Annotated in this window: 25 protein-coding genes and 2 tRNA genes; 11 read left to right on the forward strand and 16 right to left on the reverse strand. The window is 62.8% G+C overall.

Annotation, left to right across the window (positions count from 1 at the left end; genetic code table 11):
• Positions 1-406 precede the first annotated feature (406 nt).
• The 5 genes from QFZ88_RS01205 to QFZ88_RS01225 all read right to left on the reverse strand — a co-directional run bounded on the left by QFZ88_RS01205 (position 407) and on the right by QFZ88_RS01225 (position 2,795).
• Positions 407-733: a hypothetical protein gene (locus tag QFZ88_RS01205; RefSeq protein WP_024927294.1), complete on the reverse strand. Its 327-nt coding sequence runs from the start codon at positions 731-733 to the stop codon at positions 407-409.
• On the reverse strand, positions 730-1,002 hold the full coding sequence (locus QFZ88_RS01210) for a hypothetical protein (RefSeq protein WP_139116481.1): 273 nt from the start codon (positions 1,000-1,002) through the stop codon (positions 730-732). Before QFZ88_RS01210 ends, QFZ88_RS01205 begins: the two co-directional genes overlap by 4 nt.
• Before the next feature lie 946 nt (positions 1,003-1,948).
• Positions 1,949-2,125, reverse strand: coding sequence for a hypothetical protein (locus QFZ88_RS01215; protein ID WP_161773094.1), 177 nt, complete (start codon positions 2,123-2,125; stop codon positions 1,949-1,951).
• A gap of 181 nt (positions 2,126-2,306) precedes the next feature.
• Positions 2,307-2,383: transfer RNA gene (locus tag QFZ88_RS01220), tRNA-Arg, on the reverse strand.
• Positions 2,384-2,489: 106 nt separating this feature from the next.
• Positions 2,490-2,795: an ETC complex I subunit gene (locus QFZ88_RS01225; RefSeq protein ID WP_024926934.1), complete on the reverse strand. Its 306-nt coding sequence runs from the start codon at positions 2,793-2,795 to the stop codon at positions 2,490-2,492.
• Positions 2,796-2,922: 127 nt separating this feature from the next.
• Here QFZ88_RS01225 and QFZ88_RS01230 point away from each other — a divergent pair.
• From QFZ88_RS01230 to QFZ88_RS01260, 7 genes are all read left to right on the forward strand, one after another.
• A tRNA-Pro gene (locus QFZ88_RS01230) sits at positions 2,923-2,999 on the forward strand.
• A 213-nt stretch (positions 3,000-3,212) separates the two neighbouring features.
• Complete coding sequence (locus QFZ88_RS01235) at positions 3,213-3,944, forward strand: FadR/GntR family transcriptional regulator (RefSeq protein ID WP_024926935.1); 732 nt, start codon at positions 3,213-3,215, stop codon at positions 3,942-3,944.
• Positions 3,941-5,128, forward strand: a complete 1,188-nt coding sequence (locus QFZ88_RS01240) for a PLP-dependent transferase (protein ID WP_024926936.1) — start codon at positions 3,941-3,943, stop codon at positions 5,126-5,128. Before QFZ88_RS01235 ends, QFZ88_RS01240 begins: the two co-directional genes overlap by 4 nt.
• A gap of 35 nt (positions 5,129-5,163) precedes the next feature.
• Positions 5,164-6,432: an ABC transporter substrate-binding protein gene (locus QFZ88_RS01245; protein ID WP_024926937.1), complete on the forward strand. Its 1,269-nt coding sequence runs from the start codon at positions 5,164-5,166 to the stop codon at positions 6,430-6,432.
• A gap of 184 nt (positions 6,433-6,616) precedes the next feature.
• Positions 6,617-7,528: a carbohydrate ABC transporter permease gene (locus QFZ88_RS01250; RefSeq protein WP_024926938.1), complete on the forward strand. Its 912-nt coding sequence runs from the start codon at positions 6,617-6,619 to the stop codon at positions 7,526-7,528.
• A complete protein-coding gene (locus QFZ88_RS01255; protein WP_024926939.1) occupies positions 7,528-8,376 on the forward strand; it encodes a carbohydrate ABC transporter permease in 849 nt (282 codons plus the stop codon). Before QFZ88_RS01250 ends, QFZ88_RS01255 begins: the two co-directional genes overlap by 1 nt.
• A gap of 3 nt (positions 8,377-8,379) precedes the next feature.
• Positions 8,380-9,453, forward strand: coding sequence for an ABC transporter ATP-binding protein (locus tag QFZ88_RS01260; RefSeq protein ID WP_024926940.1), 1,074 nt, complete (start codon positions 8,380-8,382; stop codon positions 9,451-9,453).
• Positions 9,454-9,670: 217 nt separating this feature from the next.
• Here the strand turns inward: QFZ88_RS01260 and hdaA are convergent, their stop codons facing one another.
• The 3 genes from hdaA to QFZ88_RS01275 are packed head-to-tail and all read right to left on the reverse strand — an operon-like array spanning position 9,671 to position 12,064.
• Positions 9,671-10,360 carry a DnaA regulatory inactivator HdaA gene (gene hdaA, locus QFZ88_RS01265; RefSeq protein WP_036255353.1) on the reverse strand — a complete coding sequence of 230 codons (690 nt, stop codon included), beginning with the start codon at positions 10,358-10,360 and terminating at the stop codon, positions 9,671-9,673.
• 8 nt (positions 10,361-10,368) lie between these two features.
• Positions 10,369-11,535 carry an AI-2E family transporter gene (locus QFZ88_RS01270; protein WP_024926942.1) on the reverse strand — a complete coding sequence of 389 codons (1,167 nt, stop codon included), beginning with the start codon at positions 11,533-11,535 and terminating at the stop codon, positions 10,369-10,371.
• Positions 11,507-12,064 (reverse strand): CDP-alcohol phosphatidyltransferase family protein, encoded by a 558-nt coding sequence (locus tag QFZ88_RS01275; protein WP_024926943.1) that lies wholly within the window; start codon positions 12,062-12,064, stop codon positions 11,507-11,509. Before QFZ88_RS01275 ends, QFZ88_RS01270 begins: the two co-directional genes overlap by 29 nt.
• Before the next feature lie 226 nt (positions 12,065-12,290).
• Between QFZ88_RS01275 and purM the strand changes: the two genes are divergently transcribed.
• The 3 genes from purM to QFZ88_RS01290 all read left to right on the forward strand — a co-directional run bounded on the left by purM (position 12,291) and on the right by QFZ88_RS01290 (position 14,644).
• On the forward strand, positions 12,291-13,355 hold the full coding sequence (gene purM / locus QFZ88_RS01280; RefSeq protein WP_024926944.1) for a phosphoribosylformylglycinamidine cyclo-ligase: 1,065 nt from the start codon (positions 12,291-12,293) through the stop codon (positions 13,353-13,355).
• Complete coding sequence (gene purN / locus QFZ88_RS01285) at positions 13,352-14,065, forward strand: phosphoribosylglycinamide formyltransferase (protein ID WP_024926945.1); 714 nt, start codon at positions 13,352-13,354, stop codon at positions 14,063-14,065. Before purM ends, purN begins: the two co-directional genes overlap by 4 nt.
• A 63-nt stretch (positions 14,066-14,128) precedes the next feature.
• Positions 14,129-14,644 carry a SixA phosphatase family protein gene (locus tag QFZ88_RS01290; protein ID WP_024926946.1) on the forward strand — a complete coding sequence of 172 codons (516 nt, stop codon included), beginning with the start codon at positions 14,129-14,131 and terminating at the stop codon, positions 14,642-14,644.
• Positions 14,645-14,656: 12 nt separating this feature from the next.
• Here QFZ88_RS01290 and QFZ88_RS01295 read toward each other — a convergent pair whose 3' ends face one another.
• The 3 genes from QFZ88_RS01295 to QFZ88_RS01305 all read right to left on the reverse strand — a co-directional run bounded on the left by QFZ88_RS01295 (position 14,657) and on the right by QFZ88_RS01305 (position 17,338).
• Complete coding sequence (locus QFZ88_RS01295) at positions 14,657-15,040, reverse strand: hypothetical protein (protein WP_024926947.1); 384 nt, start codon at positions 15,038-15,040, stop codon at positions 14,657-14,659.
• Positions 15,041-15,441: 401 nt separating this feature from the next.
• Positions 15,442-16,335 carry a cation diffusion facilitator family transporter gene (locus QFZ88_RS01300; RefSeq protein ID WP_024926948.1) on the reverse strand — a complete coding sequence of 298 codons (894 nt, stop codon included), beginning with the start codon at positions 16,333-16,335 and terminating at the stop codon, positions 15,442-15,444.
• Positions 16,336-16,420: 85 nt separating this feature from the next.
• Positions 16,421-17,338, reverse strand: a complete 918-nt coding sequence (locus tag QFZ88_RS01305; RefSeq protein WP_024926949.1) for a LysR family transcriptional regulator — start codon at positions 17,336-17,338, stop codon at positions 16,421-16,423.
• A 97-nt stretch (positions 17,339-17,435) separates the two neighbouring features.
• Between QFZ88_RS01305 and QFZ88_RS01310 the strand changes: the two genes are divergently transcribed.
• Positions 17,436-18,164, forward strand: coding sequence for a glutathione S-transferase family protein (locus tag QFZ88_RS01310; protein WP_024926950.1), 729 nt, complete (start codon positions 17,436-17,438; stop codon positions 18,162-18,164).
• A gap of 89 nt (positions 18,165-18,253) precedes the next feature.
• On the opposite strand, the gene QFZ88_RS01315 is transcribed toward QFZ88_RS01310, so the two are convergent.
• From QFZ88_RS01315 to QFZ88_RS01335, 5 genes are all read right to left on the reverse strand, one after another.
• Positions 18,254-20,362 (reverse strand): molybdopterin-containing oxidoreductase family protein, encoded by a 2,109-nt coding sequence (locus tag QFZ88_RS01315; protein WP_024926951.1) that lies wholly within the window; start codon positions 20,360-20,362, stop codon positions 18,254-18,256.
• 942 nt (positions 20,363-21,304) lie between these two features.
• Positions 21,305-22,270 (reverse strand): branched-chain amino acid ABC transporter permease, encoded by a 966-nt coding sequence (locus QFZ88_RS01320; RefSeq protein ID WP_024922263.1) that lies wholly within the window; start codon positions 22,268-22,270, stop codon positions 21,305-21,307.
• Positions 22,271-22,274: 4 nt separating this feature from the next.
• Entirely contained in the window at positions 22,275-23,165 is an 891-nt protein-coding gene (locus QFZ88_RS01325) for a branched-chain amino acid ABC transporter permease (RefSeq protein ID WP_024922262.1), read from the reverse strand.
• Entirely contained in the window at positions 23,165-23,890 is a 726-nt protein-coding gene (locus QFZ88_RS01330) for an ABC transporter ATP-binding protein (protein WP_343039640.1), read from the reverse strand. The genes QFZ88_RS01325 and QFZ88_RS01330 overlap by 1 nt, the downstream gene beginning before the upstream one ends.
• A complete protein-coding gene (locus QFZ88_RS01335) occupies positions 23,871-24,608 on the reverse strand; it encodes an ABC transporter ATP-binding protein (protein WP_036254715.1) in 738 nt (245 codons plus the stop codon). Before QFZ88_RS01335 ends, QFZ88_RS01330 begins: the two co-directional genes overlap by 20 nt.
• Between the last annotated feature and the right edge of the window lie 17 nt (positions 24,609-24,625).

The raw sequence follows: 24,625 nt of genomic DNA on the forward strand, positions 1-24,625 counted from the left end.
CTTCAACATCTCTGGATATTTGTACAGCATCATGACCATGCGGAAAACGACCGAGTTGTCGCCGACCGAATATTCGGGGAAACGGCCCGCATCTCGGCTAATGCCCGAAGGCTCAAAACCAACAATAGTCTCGACGCCTTTACTATGGCACTCGTTATAGAACCTCTGACGAAATCAGGATAGCAAAGGACAGTCGTCCTGGTTTTTGTGAAAAGAACAAATTCCTCGTCGACGGTCTTTAGACTCTCAAAGATATCCCCATCCCTAAAATGCAGGTTTGGAAGGGAATAGGCTTCGTCATTCAGCTTCTTGACAATCTCTTGTCGGTCGACACCATAGACACCGACCTCGGGAAACTGCTTTGCCAGTCGGTAGTTGATTTCTCCGCACAGGGCCCCGAAATCGATCACCGACTTTGGGCTCGTTTCCTTGATAGCCGAAGACAGTCGCCGAAGGATCGCCCCATCACAAATGGTTCGTTGTGCTGCCATTCCGTGAGTTGGTTGAAATGGCGCCAATAACGCCACCAGGTATCGATCACATTCTGCTCGTCGTAGATGTCACCCCTGCCAGTTCGAAGGGTGAGTGTTCCGTCGATGGCGGCGGCGAACTCCTTCTTGACTACATCGACACCGCCTGTCGGAACGACGCCGGAAGGCGCTGCGGCGAGCACCGAATTAGCTTCTGCTACGCTTCCAGACCAGTACAACTTGGATACAAGTTCCAGCGTCAAACCCCATCAGGGTAGAAGCGATCGGTAGTCTTCCGCAGACGTTCAATGGCTTGTTTTGATTTGCCGTTGGTCCTTAGACAGCGGGCTAAAAGCCACGCATTGAAGGAGTTTTCAGATTTGGCGAACCGCGATTTGGCGATATGTTCTGCCCGGTTAATTTCGCCTGTGGCGTACGTATACGCAGCATTGCCGTGATAGCAATAATCGCTGCCGTCGAATACCCTTTCATAGGCCGGATGATCAAGATGAAAGCCAGCCTCCGGGTCCACCGCAAGTTTATTCAGAAGTTACAGACTTAGGCGCTTCCGTTCGTCGTCCGCCGAGGCACCGTAACGGTCTACAAAACGCTTAAACTCATCCCGAGTGAACGCATTTGGCGGCCTTGGCGCAAACGGATCATTCAGCGAAGCCAGCGTTTTCTTTACAATAGACTTCGCTGCGCGCGAAAAGAGCGACGTGGCCGCCATAATTCCCCCTAGAAATGCGTCGTGCGACTTAATGCCAAGCATCTTGTGCGGCTGTCATCAAGTCGGCAATTGGTCACGTCCAATTATTCTCAAGAATTATTCCGATTGCGAAACACGATCTATCAAGACTGATCCCGTTTCACGATAATATCGGCTTTATGTGTGGCAAACAAAGGCGCCATGTTATTGTATCAATAATGCATGTACTCCACCATATTGTTAAGACGAGTAGTGACAATCGCCCTGCAACCCAATTTTACCAACGTAACAGTGGCTGTATAGCTTGTCGATTCCATATTGTTAGCGAAAAAAGACCCGATAGACACGTGCCGAGATGCTTACAGTGAAGTTGCTCACGCCGACACCCGAAAAGCTTCTGGTGGTGCCGTTGTTGAGCAAGAAGGCGCTTCCAGATACCTACCCCACTTAGCCGACAGGCGTATTCCCGCCGCCACGTCTTTTGTGCGAACAAGCTGATTTGAATTTTTGAGGACTATTTTGCTGTCTGCTGGCAGGATCGGTTGCAACGTCACGGCAGAAGACTAACGCCGGTCGGTGACCGTCTCCAACCGATCCTGGCTACAATCATAGGTTCTCGTCAGCATTAGCCGACCACCCATGCTGAAATCCGTTTTTTGCATACCCCGGAGGCACGCCAAAACTTATCTCGCCGCGAGAACCGAACCACCGGTGGTTTCCTGGTTGACGGCCATAGTATTCAGTGTCGTGATGGTAGGCCGTACCGCCGTCACCGCATCGTAAAGCTTTTCCCCACTTTGGAATGCCCGTATTGCCAGTCGATCACGACAGTCGTTGACGACTTGGAACGGAAGCATCCAAAGGCACCGCTAGTCAGGCCCTGTATCTTTTCGCCGCTGACAAAGCCTGCAGCAAAGTCCGTCGTGCTATCGACATTGATGGTCACGGGCCACTTGATTTCAGAGGTCAACGCTGTGCTGGAAAGACACTATCTTGCCGACGATCAGCAAGTTCCGGTGCAGTGATCCAGCGCATGGAGCAGAACACCAAACGGACAAAGCGCGTAAACCGTGTGTAAACGGCCTATTTTCGTATCGAGGTCAAACCCTCAAGCTATTGAAAACGATTGGCGATCCCGACAGGATTCGAACCTGTGACCATCGGCTTAGAAGGCCGGTGCTCTATCCAGCTGAGCTACGGGACCGCTGGCTGACCCAAGCCGGGGCAGCAAAATCAAAATCGGCAGAAGACCGCCGTCAAAATCCGCGACAGCGACTGCCACGTGTGGCTTGCGCCGCTGACACCGGAAATCAGTGCGTCCACGGCGTACGGCGGTCATAGCGGAAATTATCCGCATAGGAAATCTGCCGGCGCTTGGCTTCCTTGGGTTCCTCGACCCTGTAGGCCAAGCCCTGCTTCTCGGCATAGGCGACGGCTTCCTCGCGCGTGTCGAAGGACAGCTTGATCTGGCTCTTCATGTCGCCGGAGGTCGTGTAGCCCATCAGCGGATCGATCTTGCGCGGCTGCTCGGGGTCGAATTCGAGCACCCAGTTGCCGGTTCTTGCCTTGCCCGACTGCATGGCGGTCTTGGCTGGGCTGAAGATGCGTGCGGACATGGAGACCTCGTTGTGCGGCGGCAGCGCCGTTTCCTCCCCGGTGCTTACTGCGCAATGGAATTAACCGCAAGACCAATGGTTTTTGGGCTTGCTTTGTGGTGGCCGAAACACTAGGCAACACCCGGTCCGGAGTGTAGCGCAGCCTGGTAGCGCACCTGATTTGGGATCAGGGGGTCGCAGGTTCGAATCCTGCCACTCCGACCAACCAAGCCAAAATCGCCACCAACAGCTTGCTCTCAGCAGAGCGGCTCGACCCTGCCCACGGCAGGCCGATCGCGATCGTGGCGCGCATTCCTCCCTACGGCATTCAGAATCACCTCCCCCGGCCCGCCCGCAAACAAAAACCGATTCGACGCGTTATTGACTCGCTGTTTTTGCCGTGCAATTGGTTGGACCATTGATCCAATCGGATGTCGCATGAGCCAGATCCGCCTCCCTCCGATCCAGACCACGGCGCGCGATGACGCCGTGCTGGCGGCGCTGGCGGATTTTGTCCTTCAGGAGACACTTGGCCCCGGCGACAAACTGCCCACCGAGCGTATCCTGGCCGACCGGCTGAGGGTCAGCCGCAACACCGTTCGCGAGGCTTTGACGCGCTGGGAAGGTCTTGGGCTGGTCGAGCGCCGGCAGGGCAGCGGTACCTTTCTCAAGGCGGCCGTCTCCCCGCATATGCTGCACATGCCGCTGACGCTGGCCGGCGGCAACGACTTCGCCAGCCTGATGCAGACGCTGGAGGTGCGCCGCGCCTTGGAGGCCGAGGCCGCTGCCTTGTGCGCGCTGCGCACCGGCCCTGCCGATCTCGACCTTATCCACCATAAGCTGGAAGCGATGGAAGAAGCCTTCCACAGCCGCGCCGGCATGTCGTCGGACGAAGACTGGGAGTTCCACCAGGCCATCTACCGCGCTTCCGGCAACCCGCTGTTCGAGCAGCTGATCTCGGCCATGCACGAGATGTTCCACCGTTTTTGGGAACACCCGTTGGGCGTGCGCGACTTCGGCCACGCCTCGTTTCCCTACCATCGCACCATTTACGAGCGCATCGCCGCCCGCGACCCCGAAGGCGCGCGCGCCGAGGCGCTGAAACTGATCGCCACCGTCGAAGCCGACCTCAGGCGCGGCGCGGCGAGAATACAGGCAAGGCAGACATGAACGACCATCGCCCGATCCCCGACACCGATTACATCGCCGAGGCCGCGACGCTGCTGGCGCATGACGATGCGTTCGACAGCGGAGCGGTGGTGCCGCCGATCTACCAGACCTCGCTCTTCACCTTCGGCAGCTACGCCGAAATGGCCGACACCTTTGCCGGCAAACGGCGCCAACCGATCTATTCGCGCGGCGACAATCCGACGGTGATGGAGTTCGAGAAACGCGTCGCGGCGCTGGAAGGGGCGGAAGCGGCGCGCGGTTTCGCCAGCGGCATGGCGGCGATCAGCGCGACCGTGCTTGCCTTTGTCGGCGCAGGCGACCGCATCGTCGCGGTGCGCAATTGCTATGGCGATGCCTATCGCCTGTTCGAGCGCCTGCTGCCGCGCCTCAACATCAAGGTCGACTATGTCGACGGCTCGGACCCGGACGCCGTTGCCGCTGCCCTGCCCGGCGCCAAGCTGCTCTATCTCGAGAGCCCTACCTCGATGATGTTCGAGCTGCAGGACCTGCCGCATCTGACCCGGCTGGCAAGGGAACATGGCATCGTCACCACCATCGACAATTCCTGGGCGACGCCGGTCTTCCAGAAGCCGATCGCGCATGGCGTCGATCTCGTCCTGCATTCGGCCTCGAAATATCTCGGCGGCCATAGCGACACTGTTGCGGGCGTCGTGGCCGGTTCGGCTGACCACATCCGCCGCATCAACGAGCAGACCTATTCCTATCTCGGCGGCAAGCTGTCGCCCTTCGACGCCTGGCTTCTGCTGCGCGGCTTGCGCACGCTGCCGCTGCGCCTGCCGCACCACATGAAAAGCGGCCTGACGATTGCCGAACGGCTGAAGGCGCACGGGAAGGTCGAGCGCGTCAATCATCCCGTCTATTCGAACCATCCGGGCAAGGCGACGCTTGCCGGTTACACCGGCCTGTTCTCCTTCGAGGTGACCGACGACGTCGACATCCCGGCTTTTGTCGACGCATTGACCTATTTCCGCATCGGCGTGTCGTGGGGCGGCCATGAAAGCCTGGTCGTGCCGGCCAAGGCTTCCCTGGAACAGACGCCCGGAGTGAATTCCATGGCGCGCTTCGGCGTCAGCCCAAGAACCATCCGTGTCAACATCGGATTGGAAGATGTCGAGGATTTGTGGAGCGACATCGCACAAGCCTTTGAAAAATCAAAAAAATAACATGTCAAACAATGGGAGTGAGTGACATGAAGACGATGAAGATATTGCTTGCGGCCGCTGCCGGTCTTGCCATCTCGGCAGGTGCCGCTTTTGCCGACACCACGATCAAGATGGTCGAGGTCATTACCAGTCCGCCGCGGACGGAATTCCTGAAGAAGCAGATCGCCGAATTCGAGACCGCCAATCCAGGCGTCAAAGTGGAGCTCATCTCGCTGCCCTGGGGCCAGGCATACGAAAAATTCCTGACCATGGTGCAGGCCGGCGACACGCCCGACGTGGTCGAGATGCCGGAGCGCTGGATGGGCCTTTATGGCAACAACGGCATGCTGGAGGACCTCGGCCCGTACATGGAGAAATGGCCGGACAACAAGACGCTGGGCGAACGCGCGCGCCAGTTCGGCTCGACCGTGGGCGGCAAGCAGTTCATGATCCCCTACGGCTACTATCTGAAGGCGATGTTCTGGAACAAGAAACTGTTCAAGGAGGCCGGCCTCGACCACGCCCCAACGACCTTGGATGAGTTTGTCGAGGACTCCAAGAAGATCTCCGCCCTGCCCGGCAAATATGGCTACTGCCTGCGCGGCGGCCCCGGCGCCACTTTCGGCGTCAACATGTTCATGAACATCGCCAACGGCAAGGGCGGCTACTTCAATCCCGACGGCACGTCGCTGATGAGCGATCCGGGTTCGGTCAAGGGCCTGCAGATGCTGGCCGACATGTACAAGAACGGCTACGCGCCGAAGGACAGCGTCAGCTGGGGCTTCAACGAGACGGTGACCGGCTTCTACACCGGCACCTGCGCCATGCTCGACCAGGATCCGGACGCGCTGATCGGTGTTGCCGAGAAGATGAACAAGGACGATTTCGCCGTCGCTCCGGTGCCCGCCGGGCCGGGCGGCAAATCCTTCCCGACGCTGGGTTACAGCGGCTGGGCGATGTTCGCCAATTCCAAAGTGAAGGACCAGTCCTGGAAGCTGATGGAAACCTTGCTCTCGCCGAAGGGCAATATCGATTGGGCCAAGATGGTCGGCGTACTGCCGATCCACAACGGCGCCGAACAGGACGCCTATTTCAAGACCGAGCAGTTCAAGGGCTGGTTCGAGGAACTGAATGGCGGCGACAAGTATGAGTTCGTCACCCCACCGACCCATCTGGAGAACCTCGGCAACTTCGTCGACCAGATCGCGATCAAGGGCTTCCAGGAAGTGCTGCTCGGCAAGCGTCCGGCCAAGGAAGTGGCTGACGAATGGGCGGCCTACATGACCAAGGAACAGCAGGACTGGATGGCCAAGAACAAGAAGTAAGCTCTTGGTCCTTCTCCCCATCCGTGGGGAGGCCCGCAGAACGGCCCGAAGGGCCGGATGAGGGGCGGCAGCGCCAAACTCTCCCGGGTTCGCTCCGCCCCTCGCTGCCCTGCCGGACATCTCTCCCCCATAAACGGGGAGAGACCGCCGCACGCATTGGTTTCGCCAAACGCTGAGTGTTTTCATGACCGTCGCCATCGACATCGCACCGCCGCGCCGCAAGGGCCTGTCCTTTGCGTCGTTCGAGCCGTGGCTCTATCTCAGCCCTGCCATCGTGCTTTTGGTGACGGTGCTTTTGGTGCCGCTGATCATCGGCATCAGCTATTCGTTCCGAAAATTCTCCGCCTTCAAATCGGAGTATGTCGGGCTCGGCCAATACCAGGCCATGCTGACCGACCCGCTGCTGCGCGAGGCCCTGGTCAACACCGCCTGGTGGACCATCGCCAGCCTGTTCTTCCAGTTTTTCCTCGGACTGGGCCTGGCGCTGTTGCTCGACAAGCCCTTCGCCGGCCGCCGCGTTGTCCAGGCGCTGGTGTTCCTGCCCTGGGCGGTGCCTTCCTTCCTTTCCGGCCTCACCTGGGCCTGGCTGTTCAACCCGATCATCGGACCCGTGCCGCACTGGCTCTACGCGCTGGGGCTGAAGGCGGAGCCGACGAACATTCTGTCCGACCCGGCAACCGCCATGTGGGGGCCGATCATCGCCAATGTCTGGTTCGGCATCCCGTTTTTCGCCATCACCTTGCTGGCGGCGCTGAAATCGATCCCTTCGGAACTGCATGAGGCGGCGGCCATCGACGGCGCCACGCCCTGGCAACGCTTCACCAAGGTGACGCTGCCCTTCCTTGCGCCGACGATTGCCATCACGGTGATGCTGCGCACGATCTGGATCGCCACCTTCGCCGACCTCATCTTCGTCATGACCGAGGGCGGGCCGGCCGGTTCGACCGCGACGATGCCGGTCTACATCTATGTCAGCGCCTTCAAATCGCTGGACAAGGGCTACGCCTCGGCGATGGCCGTGCTTCTGCTTGTCCTCCTGATCCTCTACGCGATCGTGCTCATCGGCATCCGTCGCACATTAGTGAGGCATGTCTGATGATTGCCGGACAAACCCAATCCTCGCGCTTGATCGGCGGCATCGGCCTCTATGTCGCGATCGCCGCCTATGTGCTGTTCGCGCTGTTTCCGATCTACTGGACGCTGAAAATCTCGGTCACGCCGACCTCGCTGCTCTATTCGGAGGGCATCACGCTGTGGCCGTCGCGAACGACCTTCGCGAACTTCTCGACCGTGCTCTCCGCCACCGACTTTCCGCGCTATTTCATGAACAGCGTCATCGTCTCCGTGTCGACGGCGGCACTGGTCACCGTCATCGCCACGCTGGCCGGCTACGCCATGTCGCGCTTCACCTTCCGCGGCAAGGCGGCGCTCGCCATCATGCTGTTGCTGACGCAGACCTTTCCGCTGGTCATGGTCATCCCGCCGATCTACCGCATGATGGGCCAGATCGGGCTGATCAACAGCCTGACCGGCCTGATCATCATCTACACGGCCTTCAACACCGCTTTCGCCACCTTCCTGATGCAATCGTTCTTCGATGGCATTCCGAAGGACCTCGAAGAGGCCGCCATGATCGATGGCTGCACGCGCGCCCAGGCGATGCGCAGGGTGATCGTGCCGCTGACCTTGCCCGGCATGGGCGCGACGCTGGGTTTCGTCTTCACCGCAGCCTGGAGCGAACTCCTGTTCGCGCTGATGCTGATCTCGAGCGATGACAAGAAGACCTTCGCCGTCGGCCTGCTCACCTATATCGGCAAGTTCGCGGTCGACTGGGGTCAGATGATGGCCGCTTCGGTGCTGGCGCTGATCCCGGTCTGCATCTTCTTCGCCTTCCTGCAACGCTATCTCGTCACCGGGCTCACCGCCGGTGCGGTCAAGGGGTAATTCATGGCTTCCGTCACGCTGGAAAAGGTCAAGAAGGACTATGGCGTCGTGCGCGTGCTCAACGAGGTCGATCTCAAGATCGCGGACGGTGAGTTCGTCGTGCTGGTCGGCCCGTCGGGTTGTGGCAAATCCACCCTTTTGCGCATGATCGCCGGCCTGGAGGAGGTTTCGGGCGGCGACATCCGCATCGGCGAGCGTGTCGTCAACGACGTCGCGCCGAAAGACCGCGACATCGCCATGGTGTTCCAGTCCTATGCGCTTTATCCGCATATGAACGTTTCTTCCAACATGGGTTTTAGCCTCATGCTTCGGAAGGCCGACAAGACCTCGATCGAGACGCGGGTCGATGGAGCTGCCAAGCGACTGGGGCTGGAACCCTTGCTGGAGCGCCTGCCCCGCCAGCTCTCCGGCGGCCAGCGCCAGCGTGTCGCCATGGGCCGCGCCATCGTGCGCGATCCGCAGGTGTTCCTGTTCGACGAGCCGCTGTCCAATCTGGATGCCAAGCTGCGCACCCATATGCGTACTGAAATCAAGGCGTTGCACCAGCAGCTTAAGACCACCTCGATCTACGTCACCCACGACCAGACCGAGGCCATGACCATGGCCGACCGCATCGTCGTCATGCACAATGGCAATGTGCAGCAGGTTGGCGCGCCGCTGGAACTCTACGACAAGCCTGCCAACATCTTCGTCGCCGGCTTCATCGGCTCGCCGGCGATGAATTTCCTGCAGGCGACGATGGTCAGGCAGAACATCGGCCAGGCCTTGTTCACCGACGGCCAGAAGCTTCGCCTGCCCGACGGGCTGCCGCTGCAAGAAGGAGCTTCGCTGACGCTCGGTGTGCGGCCGGAGGATATCCGGATCGTCGACGACGGCCCGCTCAAGGCCGAAGTCGAAGTCGTGGAACCGCTCGGCATGTCGACGCAATATTACGTGCGGGTGGCCGGCGAGCAGTTGCGCATCTACGCCATCGGCCGCCCCGGGCTGGCGCCAGGCCAGACGGTTCGCCTTGCCGTCGAACCGGCCGTCCAGCACATCTTCGATCCGGAGAGCGGAAATAGAGTGGAGGCTGGCTGACTGGTGCCTGCTCCTTCTCCCCTTGTGGGAGAAGGTGGCTCGGCGCGCAGCGCCGAGACGGATGAGGGGTGCTGGAAGAAATGAGACGTTTCAGAGCCAGCGCATTGGCTTAAGAACACCCGACATCCCGCGAGGCCGCACTCCGTCCAGCACCCCTCATCCGACCTCGCCTTCGGCTCAGCCACCTTCTCCCACAAGGGGAGAAGGAAACGCACGCTCACAACTCGAACTCGCCCTGCCCCTCGTCAAGCGCGTTGACGGCATCGGCCGCCATGCTGCGTGTGATGCGCGCCTTTTCCTCGAGCGCCAGCCGGTCGAGACGCTCGACCACACGCATGGCGGTGGCGAGCGACCGTTCGATGCGCCGGACCAGATATTGCACGACGTGCGGCTCGACCTCGACCTGACGGTCGGCGAACAGCTTGGTGATGACGCCGGCGAGCAGTACGTCGTCCGGCTCGTGGATTTCGACGGTCGCAGCCGCCTTCAGCCGGGATACGAGATCCGGCAGCGTCGCGCCCCAGGCGGCGGGAAAGCGCCGGGCGGTGAGCAATAATTGCGAACCGCCGCCGCGCACCGCATTGATGAGATGGAACAGCCCTTCCTGGTCCAGCGTACCGGTGTCAATGTCGTCGACCAGCACCGGCCGGCCATCGAATGTCGCCGCGGCCGCTTCGACCTGCCCGGCTTCGACAACCCGTGCATCGGCCATCTCGCGCCAGATCGCTGCCAGATGCGTCTTGCCCGAGCCGGCGGGTCCGGCCAGCACGACGACCGGCGCAGGCCAGTCCGGCCAGCGGTCGACCAGCGCGGCGGCTTCCGCATTGGAGCTGGAAACCACCAGATCGTCACGCGAATAGGCGGTGCCGTGCCCGAGATCGAGCGGAATCTGTCGTGGCCGTTCCATGGGCTGGTTTATCCGCGCCGCGCCTTGTCGCGCCGGCTGGCCAGAGGTGGTGGCTCGATACCGTGCCCCTTGTAGAGCGGCGATTCGAGATAGCGGGAGATGGCGAAGCGGACGAGCACGGCGATGGCGGCAGCCGCAGGCACCGCGATCAGCAGGCCGACAAAGCCGAACAGCGCGCCGAAGGCGAACAGCGCGAACATCAGCCACACCGGATGGAGCCCAACGCTCTTGCCGACCAGCTTCGGCGACAAGATGTTGCCCTCGATGAACTGTCCGACGAAGAAGACGCCGGCAACGGCGACGATCATCGCCCAATCCGGCCAGAACTGGACGAGCGCCACGCCCAGCGCCAGAACAAGGCCGGTCAGCGAACCGACATAGGGAATGAAGGAGATCAGGCCGGCGAACAGGCCGATCAGGATACCGAAATTGAGGCCGGTCAGCGTCAGCCCGATCGCATACATCGCGCCGAGTACAAGGCAGAGCGTGCCCTGCCCGCGCACGAAACCGGCGGTGGCCGTGTTAATGTCGGTGGCGATCTGGCGCACCGTCTCGACATGATCGCGCGGCACCCATTTGTCGACGGTCCCGACCATGCGGTCCCAGTCGAGCAGCATGTAGAAGGCGACCACAGGTGTGATCACGAACAGCGACACCACCGAAACCAGCGCCTTGCCGGAATTCCACAGCGACTGGAACACGGTGGTCAGCAGGCCGAGGCCGGAGGTCAGCGCCGAATTCAGCCCTTCCCTCAGCCCTGCTGCGTCGACGCCGAATTTCTGTTCCAGCCATTTCGGATCGAAGCTGGTGACCAGCGTCTGCAGGCGGGTCAGATATTCGGGCAGCTTGGCGGCAAAACCCGCCATCTGCGAGGCGAGCACCGGCACCAGGATCACGAAGGCCAGAACCAGGGTGACGATGAAGCCAATCAGGATCACCACCGTCGCCATGACACGCGACAGCCCAAGCCGTTCGAGCCGATCGGCGACGGGATCCAGGAAATAGGCAAGCACCATGCCGGCCACGAAAGGCAGCAGGATATCGCTGAACAGATAGAGGAAACCGATCAAGCCAATGGCGCTGATTAGCCAGAAGCGCAGTTGCCGACGGAATGCGGCGGCGGCCAGGGCCTCGGCCGCGTCGTGTTCAGGTTCCGGAAGTGTTGCCTTCGCCATTACCGCTCATATGCCTCAGCCAAGCCACGAGATAGGCTGCGGCCGAAGCCACGGTCAAGAGCCCGGACAGGATTATCAGGGCCGAGCGAAGCGGATCGAGATGCATGCCGAAGGTGAGTTCGGCCAGCACCTCCGCCGCCAGGATGATCTGGATTGCGGTGTTTGCCTTGGAAACCAGCAGGGGCTTCATTTCGACCGGATGGCCCATCACCGACGACAGCACCACCGCGCAGATGATCAGCCCGTCGCGGGAAACCACCGCCACGACCAGCCATAGCGGCAGTTGGTTGACCAGGCCGAGGACGACGAAGACGGAAACCAGCAAAAGCTTGTCCGCCATCGGGTCGAGATAGGCGCCGAGCCGTGAGCGCTGGTTGAACTGGCGGGCAATGAAACCATCGACGCCGTCCGATATGCCGGCGACCACGAAGCCGGCGAAAGCCCAGTCCCAGCGCGCTTGCAGCATGGCCAGCACCACGCCCGGCACCAAGAGCAGGCGGAGGATGGAGATCAGGTTGGGAATTGTGATTACCAACAGGCGACCCGTCTTTGTTCTCTGCGATACATGAGCGAAGGCGACCCGAACCGCAAGAGACCAGCGCACCAAGCCGCGCTATCCACGGATTTGTCTCGGGCGACCGCGCCTGCCGCCCTCTTGCGGTTGCGGGGGCGGACGGTTCGTGCGAAGAGCCGCGTGACGCGGTAAGGTGGTGCCGGTCGATCCCGCCGGACCGTCCCGCAAGCAGGGAACAGCGATGAACGAACGAACCAACGGGCTTACCTATGCCGATGCAGGCGTCGACATCGACGCCGGCAACCTGATGGTGGAAAAGATCAAGCCGCTGGTGCGGGCAACCCGCCGCCCGGGCGCCGACGGCGAGATCGGCGGCTTCGGCGGCCTGTTCGACCTCAAGGCCGCGGGCTTCTCGGACCCGGTTCTGGTGGCCGCCAATGACGGCGTCGGCACCAAGCTGAAAATCGCCATCGACGCCGGGAAGCATGACACGATCGGCATCGACCTCGTCGCCATGTGCGTCAACGACCTCGTCGTGCAGGGCGCCGAACCGCTGTTCTTCCTCGATTATTTCGCCACCGGAAAGCTCGACCCGGATCACGGCGTAGCCATTGTCAGCGGCATCGCCGAAGGCTGCCGCCAGGCCGGCTGCGCGCTGATCGGCGGCGAAACCGCCGAAATGCCCGGCATGTACCAGGAAAAGGACTACGACCTCGCGGGTTTCGCCGTCGGCGCGGCTGAGCGTGGTCAACTGCTGCCGACCAACGACATCGTCGAGGGCGATGTCCTGCTTGGGCTTGCCTCGTCCGGGCCGCATTCCAACGGCTATTCGCTGATCCGCCGCATCGTCGCCGCGAGCGGCCTCGCCTGGGATGCAAAGGCACCATTCGCGCCCGGCATGACGCTGGCCGAGGCCCTGCTCGAGCCGACCCGCATCTATGTGAAGTCGATCCTCAGGGCGATCCGCAACACGCATGGCATCAAGGCGCTGGCGCACATCACCGGCGGCGGTTTTCCCGACAACATCCCGCGCGTGCTGCCCAAGGAATTTTCAGCCGAGCTCGACCTCGACGCCATCGACGTGCCGCCGGTCTTCTCGTGGCTGGCCAAGACGGGCGGCGTCGCGCCGCACGAGATGATGCGCACCTTCAACTGCGGCATCGGCATGGTCGTGGTGGTGGCCTCGGGCCAGGCAGCGCAAGTCGCCGCCGTTTTGCAGGAGGCCGGCGAGACGGTGACGCCGATCGGCCGCATCGTGCCGCGCCGCGACAGCGGCGTGCTTTATCGGGGAACGATCGGCCTATGAGACCACAACGCAAGCGCACCGCGATCCTCATTTCCGGCCGCGGCTCCAACATGACCGCGCTGATCGCCGCTGCCGCCAATCCCGACTTCCCGGCCGAGATCGTCGGCGTCATCTCCGACAGGTCGGACGCCGCCGGCATTGGCCTTGCCATCGCGCGTGGCATTCCGGCGCAGGTCATTCCCCGCGCCGACCATGCTAGCAAGGAAGCGCATGACGCCGCGATCGACGCCGCCCTTGCCGGTCTCGGCACCGAACTGGTGGCGCTGGCCGGCTATATGCGCCTGCTCACCACGCCGTTCGTCGAGAAATGGCAGGGCCGGATGATCAACATCCACCCCGCGCTGCTGCCCGCCTTCAAGGGCCTGGACACGCATCGGCGCGCGCTGGAAACCGGAATGCGCATCCATGGCTGCACCGTGCATTTCGTCACGCCGGCCATGGACGAAGGACCGATCATCGCGCAGGCCGCAGTGCCCGTCTTGCTCGGCGACAGCGAAGACGCACTTGCCGCGCGCGTGCTGAAAGCCGAGCACCACATCTACCCGATGGCGCTGAAGCTCGTCGCGGAAGGCAAGGCGCGCATGGCGGAAGGCCGCACCGTGTTTACCGGCCTTGCCGAAAACGATACGCTGTCAGGCACCGTGGTCGCCGCGCCCAATCCGCTGCGTGCCGAGGTCGATCTGGAGCATCTGGCGCGCATCACGCCTTAAGGCCGACACGCCGCCGACATATCGCTGTGGTTTGTGTCTGACCACACTCGCAAGGATCATGTCATGAAACGGCTTCTTCTGCTGCGCCACGCCAAGTCGAGCTGGGACAATCCCGATCTCGCCGATGTCGAGCGCCCGCTGGCGCCGCGCGGCATCGAGGCAGCATTGCTGATGGGGCGCACCATCGCGCAGCGCAACTGGCTGCCCGACCGCGCCCTGGTCTCGTCGGCGGAGCGCACCCTCGAAACCTGGCGCCTGGTCTCCGGTGAATGGACCTCACGACCCGAGGCAAGTTTCTCGCACGCGCTCTACGAGGCGCCGGCTGATGCGATCCTGGCCGAAATACGCAACAATAACGAAGCCGACGAGACGCTGATGGTGGTCGGCCACAATCCCGGCCTTGAAACCCTGGCTGGAAGCCTCATCGCCGACACGTCGCACCGCAAGCTGGCGAAAGCCTTGAGCGAGAAATTCCCGACCGGCGCCCTGGCGCTTTTCGAATATGATGGCGACTGGGCAAGGCTCGACTCCGGCGCTGCCACCCTCACCCATTTCCTGCGACCGAAGGATCTCGGCTAAACGCAGCCGGGATCAGTGGCCGGAGCGTCGCAACAAGCCCATCCGCCGAAGCGCGAACGGTGCGGCGACAATCGCCAGCGCGCCGAGCAGCCATAACGCGACGATCGCCGGCCGGGCGATGACCAATGCTCCCGCCAGGACCTGCTGCACGAGCGACGCCGTGCCCTGCACATCGACCTTGTCGACCAGTTCCTTGCCGACACCGACCGCGCCGGCCACATCCTTGCCACCCTGCAGCAGAACACCGCTGTTGGTGGACAGCCAGCCGCCCAGCACGTCAACCAGGCCATAGGCCGCGACCGCCAAGAGCGTCCAGGCCAGGAAGATGCCGATGGCTGCAACGATGGCGAATTTGGACATGGCCGGGATGCTCGACACCGCTCCGGCGGGCATCATGTCGATCGTCCGTGTTGGCCGCTCGCCTCTCGGCGGTTGATTGCCTGCTGGTGGCTGCTCGTCACGAAAGTTTTCCCGACGATCATGCCCGGAACGCCCCCATCCCGAACCCGAACCATGCCCGCCACTGCCATGGCCGCCATTTCCGTAACCACCGCCGTGCTTGTTCTGTCTGGAACCGTGCCAACTCATATCGGCCTCCTTGATCCGTTAAGACACCGAAGCCGGCGCCATGGACCAAAGATAGATGCTCTAGTGACTAGAGGAGCAAGCGCCGATGCCAAAATGCCGCATGGCATACTGCATCGGCCAGAAAATCGGATTCGATTTTCGGCAGGCACGATGCAGCAGATTCAAAGCGTTAGAGCGTCCTTTGCGCGTCCAATTGGACGCGCGGCGCTCTAATGAATGGCCTCGAGCGGCGAACAGGTCTCGCGCTCCATCTGCAGCGTGGTGTGGTGCAGATCGAACTTTTCGCGCAGCACCGTTTCAGCCGCCCGGCGAACGGTCTCGGCGTCCGCGCCCTCGCCCAGCACAGCATGCGCGGTCAGCGAAACCTTGCTCTGGGTGATCGCCCACAGATGCAGGTCATGCACCGAGGCGACGCCAGGAGTTCCGGCGATCGCAGCCTCGACCTCCGACAGTTTCATGCCCGGCGGCACGCCTTCGAGCAGGATGTTGACGCATTCCTTGAGCAGCACCCAGGTGCGCGGGAAGACCATGAAGCCGATGCCGACGGCGATCAGCGAATCCACCCATTGCCAGCCGGTCAGCCAGATGATGATCGCGCCGGCAATGACGCCGACCGAACCCAGCATGTCGGCCCAGACTTCCAGATAGGCGCCCTTGACGTTGAGGCTCTTGTCCTTGTGGCTGGTGAGCAGTCGCATCGACGTCAGGTTGACCAGCAGGCCGACAACAGCGATGGCCAGCATGCCGAGCGAGGCGATCTCCTGCGTCTCGAACAACCGCTTGTAGGCCTCGTAGAGAATGTAGAACGCCACCGCCAGCAACAGCATGGCGTTGAAGGCCGCTGCCAGTATCTCGAAGCGGGCGTAGCCGTAGGTGCGCAGCAAATCCGCCTGCCGGCGGCCGATGCGAATGGCAAGCAACGCGATGGCAAGGGCCATGGCGTCGGTCAGCATGTGCATGGCGTCGGAAATCAGCGCCAGGCTGCCGGTAACGATGCCGCCGACGATCTCGACGATCAGGAAGGTGCCGGTCAGCCCGAGCGCCATCCACAGTCGCGAGGCCGGTGTCGTCTCAAGATCGCCGTGCTGGTGGTCGCCGCTCATCGCAATCTCCAAATCGCATCCGGGCCCACGCTAGACCGATATTGGCAACGATTGGAAGACACGGGCTCGCGCGGATGCGCTTCGATCAACCATGCATCCATCCCGCCGCATAGGTATCGACCGTCTCCTTCTGCAGCAGGAAATCGATCACTGCGCGCACGGCGGGAAGCTGTCCGCGCTTTTGCGGCGTCAGGATCGAGGTGATGACGCTGCCTGCGGTCCACCCCGGCAATACCCGCACCAACCGTCCTTGCCGCCGCGCCTGCGCCGAGATCATTTCCGGCAGGCAGACGACGCCCAGCCCCGCTTCCGCCGCCATCAACAGCGGTACGGATTCGTCCGCATAGAGGCGCGGCTGCGGGGTGACCTCAACCGTGCGCCCCTCCGCGTCGCTGAGGCGCCAGGCCTTGATCGTCATGTTGTTGAACAATCCTTCATGGTCGCTCAGGGCCTCGGGCGTCGCAGGCTCGCCGCGCTCCGCGATATAGGACGGCGCCGCGACCAGCGTGATCTTCTCCTTGCCCATGCGCCGATGGACGAGATCGGAATCCGGCAGCGGCCCGAAATGGCTGCGGACCGCGATGTCGAAACCGTCCTGCACCAGATCGACGAAACGATCGGTGACATGAAGCTGGACACGCAGCTTCGGATATTGGCGCGCAAGCAGCGGCAAGCGCGGCGCCAGCCGGAACTGGGCGGTCGGTACCGATGTCGTGATCCGCACAATGCCGCTCGGTTCCGCCAGGCGCCGATGCACGACGGCCTCGGCCGCTTCCGCCTCGATCATCGCGGCGCGGGCATGATCGTAGACGTCGCGTCCGACATCGGTCAGCGTGAAATTGCGCGACGTGCGGTGGATCAGTTGCACCCCGAGTGTCGCCTCCAGCGCGGCCACCCGCTTGCTGATCGTCGATTTCGGAAAGCCAAGGCGCCGGGCCGCGGATGCGAAGCCGCCGCTATCGACCGCCTGGGTAAAGAACTGGAGATCGTTGAGGTTCAGCATCAAAGTCTCCGCATGCAGACATTGGGTTTCAATTCGTCAGTCTACCGGGCAAAAGTCCACGAATCTATATCCGTTGCATCAACAACGGAGAACCAAAATGAAACCGATTTCCGAACCGATCTTCACCTCCGGCTTTCCGCTCGGCTCGTCCGCCGGGCTCGTCGCCGCCTTCGAATGGCTCGGCCAGCCCTACCGCCTGACCCGCGTGGACATGCTGGGCGAGATGCGCGAGGCCCCCTACAAGCGCCTGAACGGCCGGGTGGAAACGCCTGTGCTGATCACCGATGAGGGCCGCGTGCTGACCGAGACCATGGCGATCGCGCTGTGGCTGGAGGCGCGCGACACCGAGCGCCGCATCAGCTTCGAACCCGGCACGCCGGAAGCTGACCGCATGCACCAGTACATCGCCTTCCTCAACACCGGCTTCACCGGCGCGTTCTTCTCCATGTGGGTGGCGCTGGAGGCGGACGACGCCTCCGAGGAAGAGCGCGAGACGCTACGCAAATTCGGCCGCAGCTTCGTCGCCAAGCGCCACGAGCAGCTCGAGGCGATGATCGGCGACAGCCCGTATCTGCTCGGCGACAAGCCGACTCTTGCCGATGCGGTGTTTGCCGGCGTGGCGCGCTGGGTGGAGTTCCACAAGGCGATCGACCCGCGTGACTATCCGCGCATCCTGGCGCTGCGCCAGCGGATCGAGGCCGATCCCGCCTTCCGCTTCGCCGTGGCGATCGAGGACGGCAAGCCGGCCATCGGCAGCGGCGCGATGAAGGGGCTGGTCCCGCTGGAAGACGTGCTGCGCGACACCGGCGCCGCGCTCGCCGCCTAAACGCTCCGCCTGGAACGAGATCGGGCGTCATCCGTGGATGGCGCCCGATCTTTTTGAACTTGCGACCGAAGCCGGGTTCGTGCCGCGCCTTAAGTCGCCCGCACCCAGACCTTGTTGTCGTGAACGGCCGCGCCGCCATAGGGCGCAGGCGCGTCAGAGCCGGTCAGCACGTTGATGCCCTCGCCGCGCTCATGCGCCGAATTCGGCCAGATGCCCTCGGCGATGACGACGCCACGCTTCAACCCGGCGAAGAACTTCGTATGCAGCACTACCTCGCCGCGCCGGTTGCCGACCTCGACGCGCGCGCCTTCGGCAAGTCCGAGCACCTCGGCATCGTCAGGATGGATCAGAAGCTCCGGCCGAACTTCCTTGGCCTGCGACACCGGCGTCTCGGCGAAGCTGGAATTCAGGTAATTGCGCGCCGGCGAGGTCGCCAGGCGGAACGGATGCTCGGCATCCGCCACCTCGATCAGGTCGACATGGTCGGGGAATTCCGGCAGCTGTTCGACCGGGCCGAAAATGCCCATGCTCTTCGGCGGCTTGTTGGGTGCCGCGCCGCCGTTCCATTGCGGCTTGAAGCGGAACTTGCCGTCGGGATGGCCAAAACCTTTCAGGAAATGCGCGGTCTCGAAATCCGGCTGCATGTCGGCCCAGCGCTGTTCGCGCAGCGTGTCGAAATCGAGGTCGCGGTTCTTGAGCAGCGCGTTGATGTGTTCCTTCTCGGTCAGGCCGAAGCCCGGCAGGTGCGAAACGCCCAGACGCTTGGCCAATTCCTCGATGACATAATGGTTGGTGCGCGGGCCGACCGGCGGCTCGATCAGCTTCGGACCCAGCGTGATGTGCTGGTTGCCGCCGCCCTTGTAGACGTCGTCATGCTCCAAAAACATGGTGGCCGGCAGCACCACGTCGGCCAACTTGGCCGTGTCGGTCATGAATTGCTCGTGCACGCAGGTGAACAGGTCCTCGCGCAGGAGCCCCTGGCGCACCAGCCGCTGTTCGGGCGCGACGTTCATGGGATTGGTGTTCTGGATCAGCATCGCCGTCACCGGCGGGCCGCCATAGAGCGCATCCTCGGCATTGGTCAGCACCGGACCGATGCGCGAATGATCGAGATAGCGCACCTTGGGGTCGCGGTAGCGGTCGCCTTCGAGCAAGTCCTTGTTGAACTTGAAGCCGGAAATGCCTGAATTGGAATGGAAAGCGCCGCCGCCCTCATATTGCCAGCAGCCGGTGACGGCGGCGATGGAAAGCGCGGCGTGCATGTTGACCGAGCCGTTGCGCTGGCGCGCGAAACCATAACCCAGCCGGAAGAACGTCTTTTTCGTCGTGCCGATCAGGCGGGCAAAAGCCTCGATCTCGGCAACGGTGAGGCCGGTGATCGCCGCCGCCCATTCCGGTGTCTTGTCGGCAAGATGCGCTTCCAGCCCCTTCGGGTCGTCGGTGTATTTTTCGAGATAGGCGCGGTCGGCCATGTTTTCGCGAAACAGCACATGCATGACCGCGCAGGCGAGCGCGCCGTCGGTGCCGGGCTTCAGCACCAGGCCCATGTCGGCCTGCTTCATGGTGGCGTTTTCATAGATGTCGATGACGACGATCTTGGCGCCGCGTTCCTTGCGGGCCTTGATCGCATGCGTCATCACATTGACCTGGGTCACCACCGCATTTGTGCCCCAGACGACGATGCAATCGGAACGGCCCATTTCGCGCGGATCGGAGCCGCGCAGCGCGCCGGTGCCCATGACATAGCCGGTCCAGGCAAGATTGGTGCAGATCGAACCGAAGAAGCCGGAATATTTCTTGGCGTGGCGCAGCCGCTCGATGCCGTCGCGCTGCACCAGCCCCATCGTGCCGGCGTAGAAATAGGGCCATACCGTCTCGGAGCCGTATTTTTCCTCGGCCGCGATGAATTTTTCGGCGACGAGGTCGAGCGCGGCTTCCCAGCTGGATTCCTTCCACTGGCCGTCGCCCTTGGCGCCGGCCCGCACCAGCGGCTTCATCAACCGGTCGGGATGGTGGATGCGATCGGCGTAACGCGCCACCTTGGCGCAAACGACTCCGGCCGTGTAGCTGTTGTCCTTGGCGCCATGCACGCGGCCGATACGGTCGGGCCCCAGGAGTTCGACGTCGAGCGCGCAGGTCGACGGGCAGTCATGCGGGCAGGCCGAATGGCCGATACGGATCTTGGCGTGGGTGTTCATGGCGCCCTTTTACCTGTTTGCCGGCGCGCAGTGTAGGGCCAGTTTGTGGATAGCTGGAGGCAGCGCGGGCTGTTTTCGCATCGACGAGAGAAATCGAATTTCGTTGAAGGCAGGCTGAGCAAGGCAAAGGCGCCGGAAAAGGCCACGCACTCGTCATTCCGGGCCAGCGAGGCGGAGCCGAGCGCCGACCCGGAACCCATAAGCAGCACGGCCGGGACCTGGGTTCGCGTGGATCGCCCTGAAGCGCACAGCGCCGATTCAACTGCAAGAACGGTTCAAGACGAGGACCGGGCCGAGCTCGACGCGCCAGGACCAATGGGTTCCGGGTCGGCGCTCGCTTTGGTCGCTTGCCCGGAATGACGGAGGCGTTGCGGGTTGAATACATCTATTCATCGCCACGCTGCGGAAATCCGCCCTGGCCATTGTCAAAAAACACTCCCGTTGCGGGAGGTGGGAAGCGGGGCGCCGGGTCGGTGCCTGTCTGTAATAATACGTGGCGCCTTCCGGGCGCCCCGCCAGTGTTCTTGCCCCGGACCGACCTCGCCGTCCTTCGCGACGGCAGACTTCGGGCCTCGAAGCCGCCATTTTCGGCGGCCGGGTTTTTCCAGGGCCCGGACTTAGGGCTCGTCACCAGACAGCGCCACCGTTAGCGCTGCCAGTCCGGCACCGGCGCCCTCCCTGATACCCGGTGCGCACCAGGTTCCCGTGAGGGCGATGGGCCGATTGTCAACTGAAGGCGAGTGGCGTGGACAAATCCGGGCGTGGTTTTCGTGCGGTTTTCGGCAAGGGATTGAAGGGACACGGTTCTTTCTTTGGGCTTGCGTCTTCCTCCGCGCATCCAATCCACATCCTGCACCGCGCCATAGGCGGTTCGGATGCGCTGGCGATGCGCGACACGCAATACGGCGGCGTGGCGAACGGTTGCGCTTGCGCGAACCGGCCTTATGCACGCGCCGCGGCCGGGCGCAGGCGCGCCAGGCCTTTCGGCAGGTACAGCATGGCCAGGATGATGGTGAGACCAGAAATGATCGGGTGGTAGTCCGGCACGAAGATGCGGGCGAGATCGAACACCGCATACATGACGAAGGCGCCAAGGATCGGCCCGAGCAAGGTGCCGGTACCGCCCACCACCGTCATCATCAGCGGCAGCAGCATCCAGTCGAGACTGAACACCGAGTCCGGGCCGACATGGAAGATGTAGTAGGTGTAGAGGCTGCCGGCGAGGCCGGCGATGAAAGCGCTGGCGGCGAAGGCGGCGACCTTGACCTTCAGCGTGTCGATGCCGTTGGCGGATGCGGCCATCTCGTCGTCGCGCACCGCGATCAGCGCCAATCCGTAACGCGAGCGCATCAGCCAGCCTATGGCAAGCGCGGTGCCGACGGTGAGGCCGAGCCCGGTCCAGTAATGCGGCATCAGCGTCTCGAACGTGCTGGACGGCGCCACCACGCCAAAGGCGCCGCCAGTGAAATCGCCACCGTTGACGAACATCACCTTGACGATCTCGCCGAAGCCGAGCGTGCCCAGCGCGAAATAGTCGCCGCGCAATTTGGAGAGCAGCGGCAGGCCGATCAGCGCGGCGGCGAGTGCCGCGACCAGCCCGCTCAGCACCATCGTCACCGGGTCGAAATAATAGATGCGCGGGAAAGCCTGGTAGAGCGAACCCCACAGATAGTTGCCGCTCCACAGGATGGCCGTGGTGTAGGCGCCGAGCCCGAAGAAGGCGTGCGAACCGAGACTGATCTGGCCGCCGAAGCCGGCGATCAGGTTCCAGCCCTGCGCTAATATGGCGTAGACGAACACGAAGAACAGGAAGGAAAAGGCGTAGCTGTCGATGACGCCGGGCCAGAGCGGCAGCAGCGCGAGCACGACAACGGCGGCGGCGAGCCAGATGCGGTTTTGGGCAAACATGGCCTTACGCCTTCTTGTAGGGCCGGCTGAACAGGCCCTCGGGTTTGAACATCAGCACGGCCAGGAAGACGCCGTAGGCGATGGCGTTGGTCCAGCCGCCGGAGATGAAGAACTGCACATAGGCCTCGATCAGCCCGAGGATGATGCCGCCGGCCAGCGCGCCGACGACATTGCCGATGCCGCCGAGCGCCAGCGCCACCAGCGCCTTGAGTGAAAAAATAAACCCAGCAAAGGGGTTGAAGGGAAATGTTGTAGCAACAGCGACGCCGGCTGCACCGGCCAGCGCAATGCCGATGGCGAAGGCGATCGCATTGACCTTGTGCGGGCTGATGCCCATCAGCGTCGCCGCCGTCATGTCCTCGGAGGCTGCCCTCACCGCCTTGCCGACTAGCGTGTTGCGCAGGAACAGCACCACCAGCCCGGTGCCGGCCAGCGCGATCAGAAAGCCCATCGAGCGGGTGAACGAGGTGCGCACGCCGAGAAACTCGATGCCGCTTGCCGTGTAGCTGGTGACGACGGCGGCGGTGTTGCCGCCCCAGATCACCGTCATCAGGTTCTGCACCAGGAACATGACGCCGACCGCGATCAACAGCGAGATGTTGCGGTCTTCTTCCGCCGCCGCCTTGCGGAACAGGCCCTGGTAGATCAGCCATCCCGCGCCGAAGCCGACCGGCACCATGATGGCGAGCGACAGGAACGGGTCGATGCCGAGATGCTGGAACAGCGCCCGCACCAGATAGGCGGCCAGGATGATCATGGCGCCCTGCGCCAGGAAGATCAGCCGCATGGTGCCGAAGATGAGGCTGAGGCCGACGGCGGCGACGCCATACATGGCGCCGCCGAGCGCGCCGTTGATGGATAGCTGCAGGAAGATGTCCGGCGAGGGCAAGGTCATCACAGCTCCAATACGCCCATATAGGCTTTCTGAACTTCGGGATCGGCGATCAGCTCGGCGCCGGTGCCCTGCATGGCGATCTCGCCGGTCTTCAGCACGAAGGCGTGGTCGGCGATCTTCAGCGCCTGGTGGATGTTCTGCTCGACCAGCAGGATGGTGACACCCTGCCGGTGCAGTTCCTCGATCAGCTTGAACATCTGCTGCACCACCAGCGGCGACAGGCCGATGGACGGCTCGTCGAGAATGAGCAGCGACGGCTCCGACATGGTGGCGCGTGCGATCGCCAGCATCTGCTGCTCGCCGCCCGACAGCGACCCGGCCTTCTGCCCTGCCCGCTCCTTGAGCCGCGGAAACAGCGCATAGGCCTTCTCCAGCGACTGCTTCATGCGAGCCCTGGCCTTTGGCTGGAAAGCGCCGAGTTCAAGGTTCTCCAGCACCGTCATCTGGCGAAACAGGCCGCGCCCTTCCGGCACATGGGCGATGCCCATGCCGGCGATCTCCTCCGGCGCGCGGTTGAGCAGGGAAGCGCCGGAAAGCAGGATCTCGCCGCGTTTCGGCTTCAACAGACCGGAAATGGCGCGCATCAGCGTCGTCTTGCCGGCGCCGTTGGCGCCGACGATGGCAACCACCGTGCCCGCCTCGACATGGATCGAGACGCCCCACAGCGCGCGCACGTCGCCATAGGCGACTTCGAGATCTTTTACTTCAAGCAGCCGGTTCGCCAAGATAGGCCTCTATGACTTTGCGGTTGGCGACGATTTCGGCGGGCGTGCCGTCGGCGATCTTGACGCCGTGGTCGAGCACGACCACCCGGCTGCACACCTTCATGATGGCGTCGACCTTGTGCTCGACCCACAGGATGGAAATGCCCTTTTCCGAGCGCGTGCGGCGGATGACCTCGACCATCTGGCGGATTTCGGTCGGGTTGAGCCCGGCCATCGGCTCGTCGAGCAGGAGCAGCGCCGGGCTGGAGGCAACCGCGCGGGCGATTTCGAGCAGCCGGCGGTCGGACAGCGTCATATGGGCGGTGGTCACGTTGCGCTTGGCGGCAAGTCCGACCAGTTCCAGCGCCTGCTCCGCCGCCTCGGCGGCGTGGCGCACACGGCCGCCGCCGCCGTAGACGGCGCCGACCATGACATTTTCGAAGGCGGTCATGGTGAGAAAGGTGCGCACCAGCTGGAAGGTGCGGGCGATGCCGAAACGGCAGATATGGTGCGGCTGCGCGCCGGTGATGTCGCGTCCACCGAACAGCACCTTGCCGCGCGTCGGCGCGTAGATGGCGGTGATGACGTTGAACAGCGTCGACTTGCCGGCGCCGTTCGGCCCGATCAGGCCGACCAGTTCACTGCGGCCGACGGCAAGATCGATGCCATCCAGCACGACCAGACCGCCGAACCGCTTGGTGACCGCCTCGAGGCAAAGCACCGTCCCGTCTGGCTGCATGAAGTGTTCCATTCCCC

Source organism: Mesorhizobium sp. YL-MeA3-2017, from assembly GCF_030814575.1.
In the GTDB taxonomy this organism is placed as follows: Bacteria; Pseudomonadota; Alphaproteobacteria; order Rhizobiales; family Rhizobiaceae; genus Mesorhizobium; species Mesorhizobium terrae.

What these genes read in the sequence shown, in the direction of transcription:
- QFZ88_RS01290 (WP_024926946.1), top strand. Translation starts at nt 14,129, where the DNA reads ATGAAACGGCTTCTTCTGCTGCGCCACGCCAAGTCGAGCTGGGACAAT.
- hdaA (WP_036255353.1), bottom strand. Translation starts at nt 10,360, where the DNA reads ATGGAACGGCCACGACAGATTCCGCTCGATCTCGGGCACGGCACCGCC.
- purM (WP_024926944.1), top strand. Translation starts at nt 12,291, where the DNA reads ATGAACGAACGAACCAACGGGCTTACCTATGCCGATGCAGGCGTCGAC.
- QFZ88_RS01250 (WP_024926938.1), top strand. Translation starts at nt 6,617, where the DNA reads ATGACCGTCGCCATCGACATCGCACCGCCGCGCCGCAAGGGCCTGTCC.
- QFZ88_RS01295 (WP_024926947.1), bottom strand. Translation starts at nt 15,040, where the DNA reads ATGATGCCCGCCGGAGCGGTGTCGAGCATCCCGGCCATGTCCAAATTC.
- QFZ88_RS01235 (WP_024926935.1), top strand. Translation starts at nt 3,213, where the DNA reads ATGAGCCAGATCCGCCTCCCTCCGATCCAGACCACGGCGCGCGATGAC.
- QFZ88_RS01335 (WP_036254715.1), bottom strand. Translation starts at nt 24,608, where the DNA reads ATGCAGCCAGACGGGACGGTGCTTTGCCTCGAGGCGGTCACCAAGCGG.
- purN (WP_024926945.1), top strand. Translation starts at nt 13,352, where the DNA reads ATGAGACCACAACGCAAGCGCACCGCGATCCTCATTTCCGGCCGCGGC.
- QFZ88_RS01245 (WP_024926937.1), top strand. Translation starts at nt 5,164, where the DNA reads ATGAAGATATTGCTTGCGGCCGCTGCCGGTCTTGCCATCTCGGCAGGT.
- QFZ88_RS01270 (WP_024926942.1), bottom strand. Translation starts at nt 11,535, where the DNA reads ATGGCGAAGGCAACACTTCCGGAACCTGAACACGACGCGGCCGAGGCC.
- QFZ88_RS01310 (WP_024926950.1), top strand. Translation starts at nt 17,436, where the DNA reads ATGAAACCGATTTCCGAACCGATCTTCACCTCCGGCTTTCCGCTCGGC.
- QFZ88_RS01325 (WP_024922262.1), bottom strand. Translation starts at nt 23,165, where the DNA reads ATGACCTTGCCCTCGCCGGACATCTTCCTGCAGCTATCCATCAACGGC.
- QFZ88_RS01260 (WP_024926940.1), top strand. Translation starts at nt 8,380, where the DNA reads ATGGCTTCCGTCACGCTGGAAAAGGTCAAGAAGGACTATGGCGTCGTG.
- QFZ88_RS01305 (WP_024926949.1), bottom strand. Translation starts at nt 17,338, where the DNA reads ATGCTGAACCTCAACGATCTCCAGTTCTTTACCCAGGCGGTCGATAGC.
- QFZ88_RS01320 (WP_024922263.1), bottom strand. Translation starts at nt 22,270, where the DNA reads ATGTTTGCCCAAAACCGCATCTGGCTCGCCGCCGCCGTTGTCGTGCTC.
- QFZ88_RS01225 (WP_024926934.1), bottom strand. Translation starts at nt 2,795, where the DNA reads ATGTCCGCACGCATCTTCAGCCCAGCCAAGACCGCCATGCAGTCGGGC.
- QFZ88_RS01300 (WP_024926948.1), bottom strand. Translation starts at nt 16,335, where the DNA reads ATGAGCGGCGACCACCAGCACGGCGATCTTGAGACGACACCGGCCTCG.
- QFZ88_RS01240 (WP_024926936.1), top strand. Translation starts at nt 3,941, where the DNA reads ATGAACGACCATCGCCCGATCCCCGACACCGATTACATCGCCGAGGCC.
- QFZ88_RS01255 (WP_024926939.1), top strand. Translation starts at nt 7,528, where the DNA reads ATGATTGCCGGACAAACCCAATCCTCGCGCTTGATCGGCGGCATCGGC.
- QFZ88_RS01315 (WP_024926951.1), bottom strand. Translation starts at nt 20,362, where the DNA reads ATGAACACCCACGCCAAGATCCGTATCGGCCATTCGGCCTGCCCGCAT.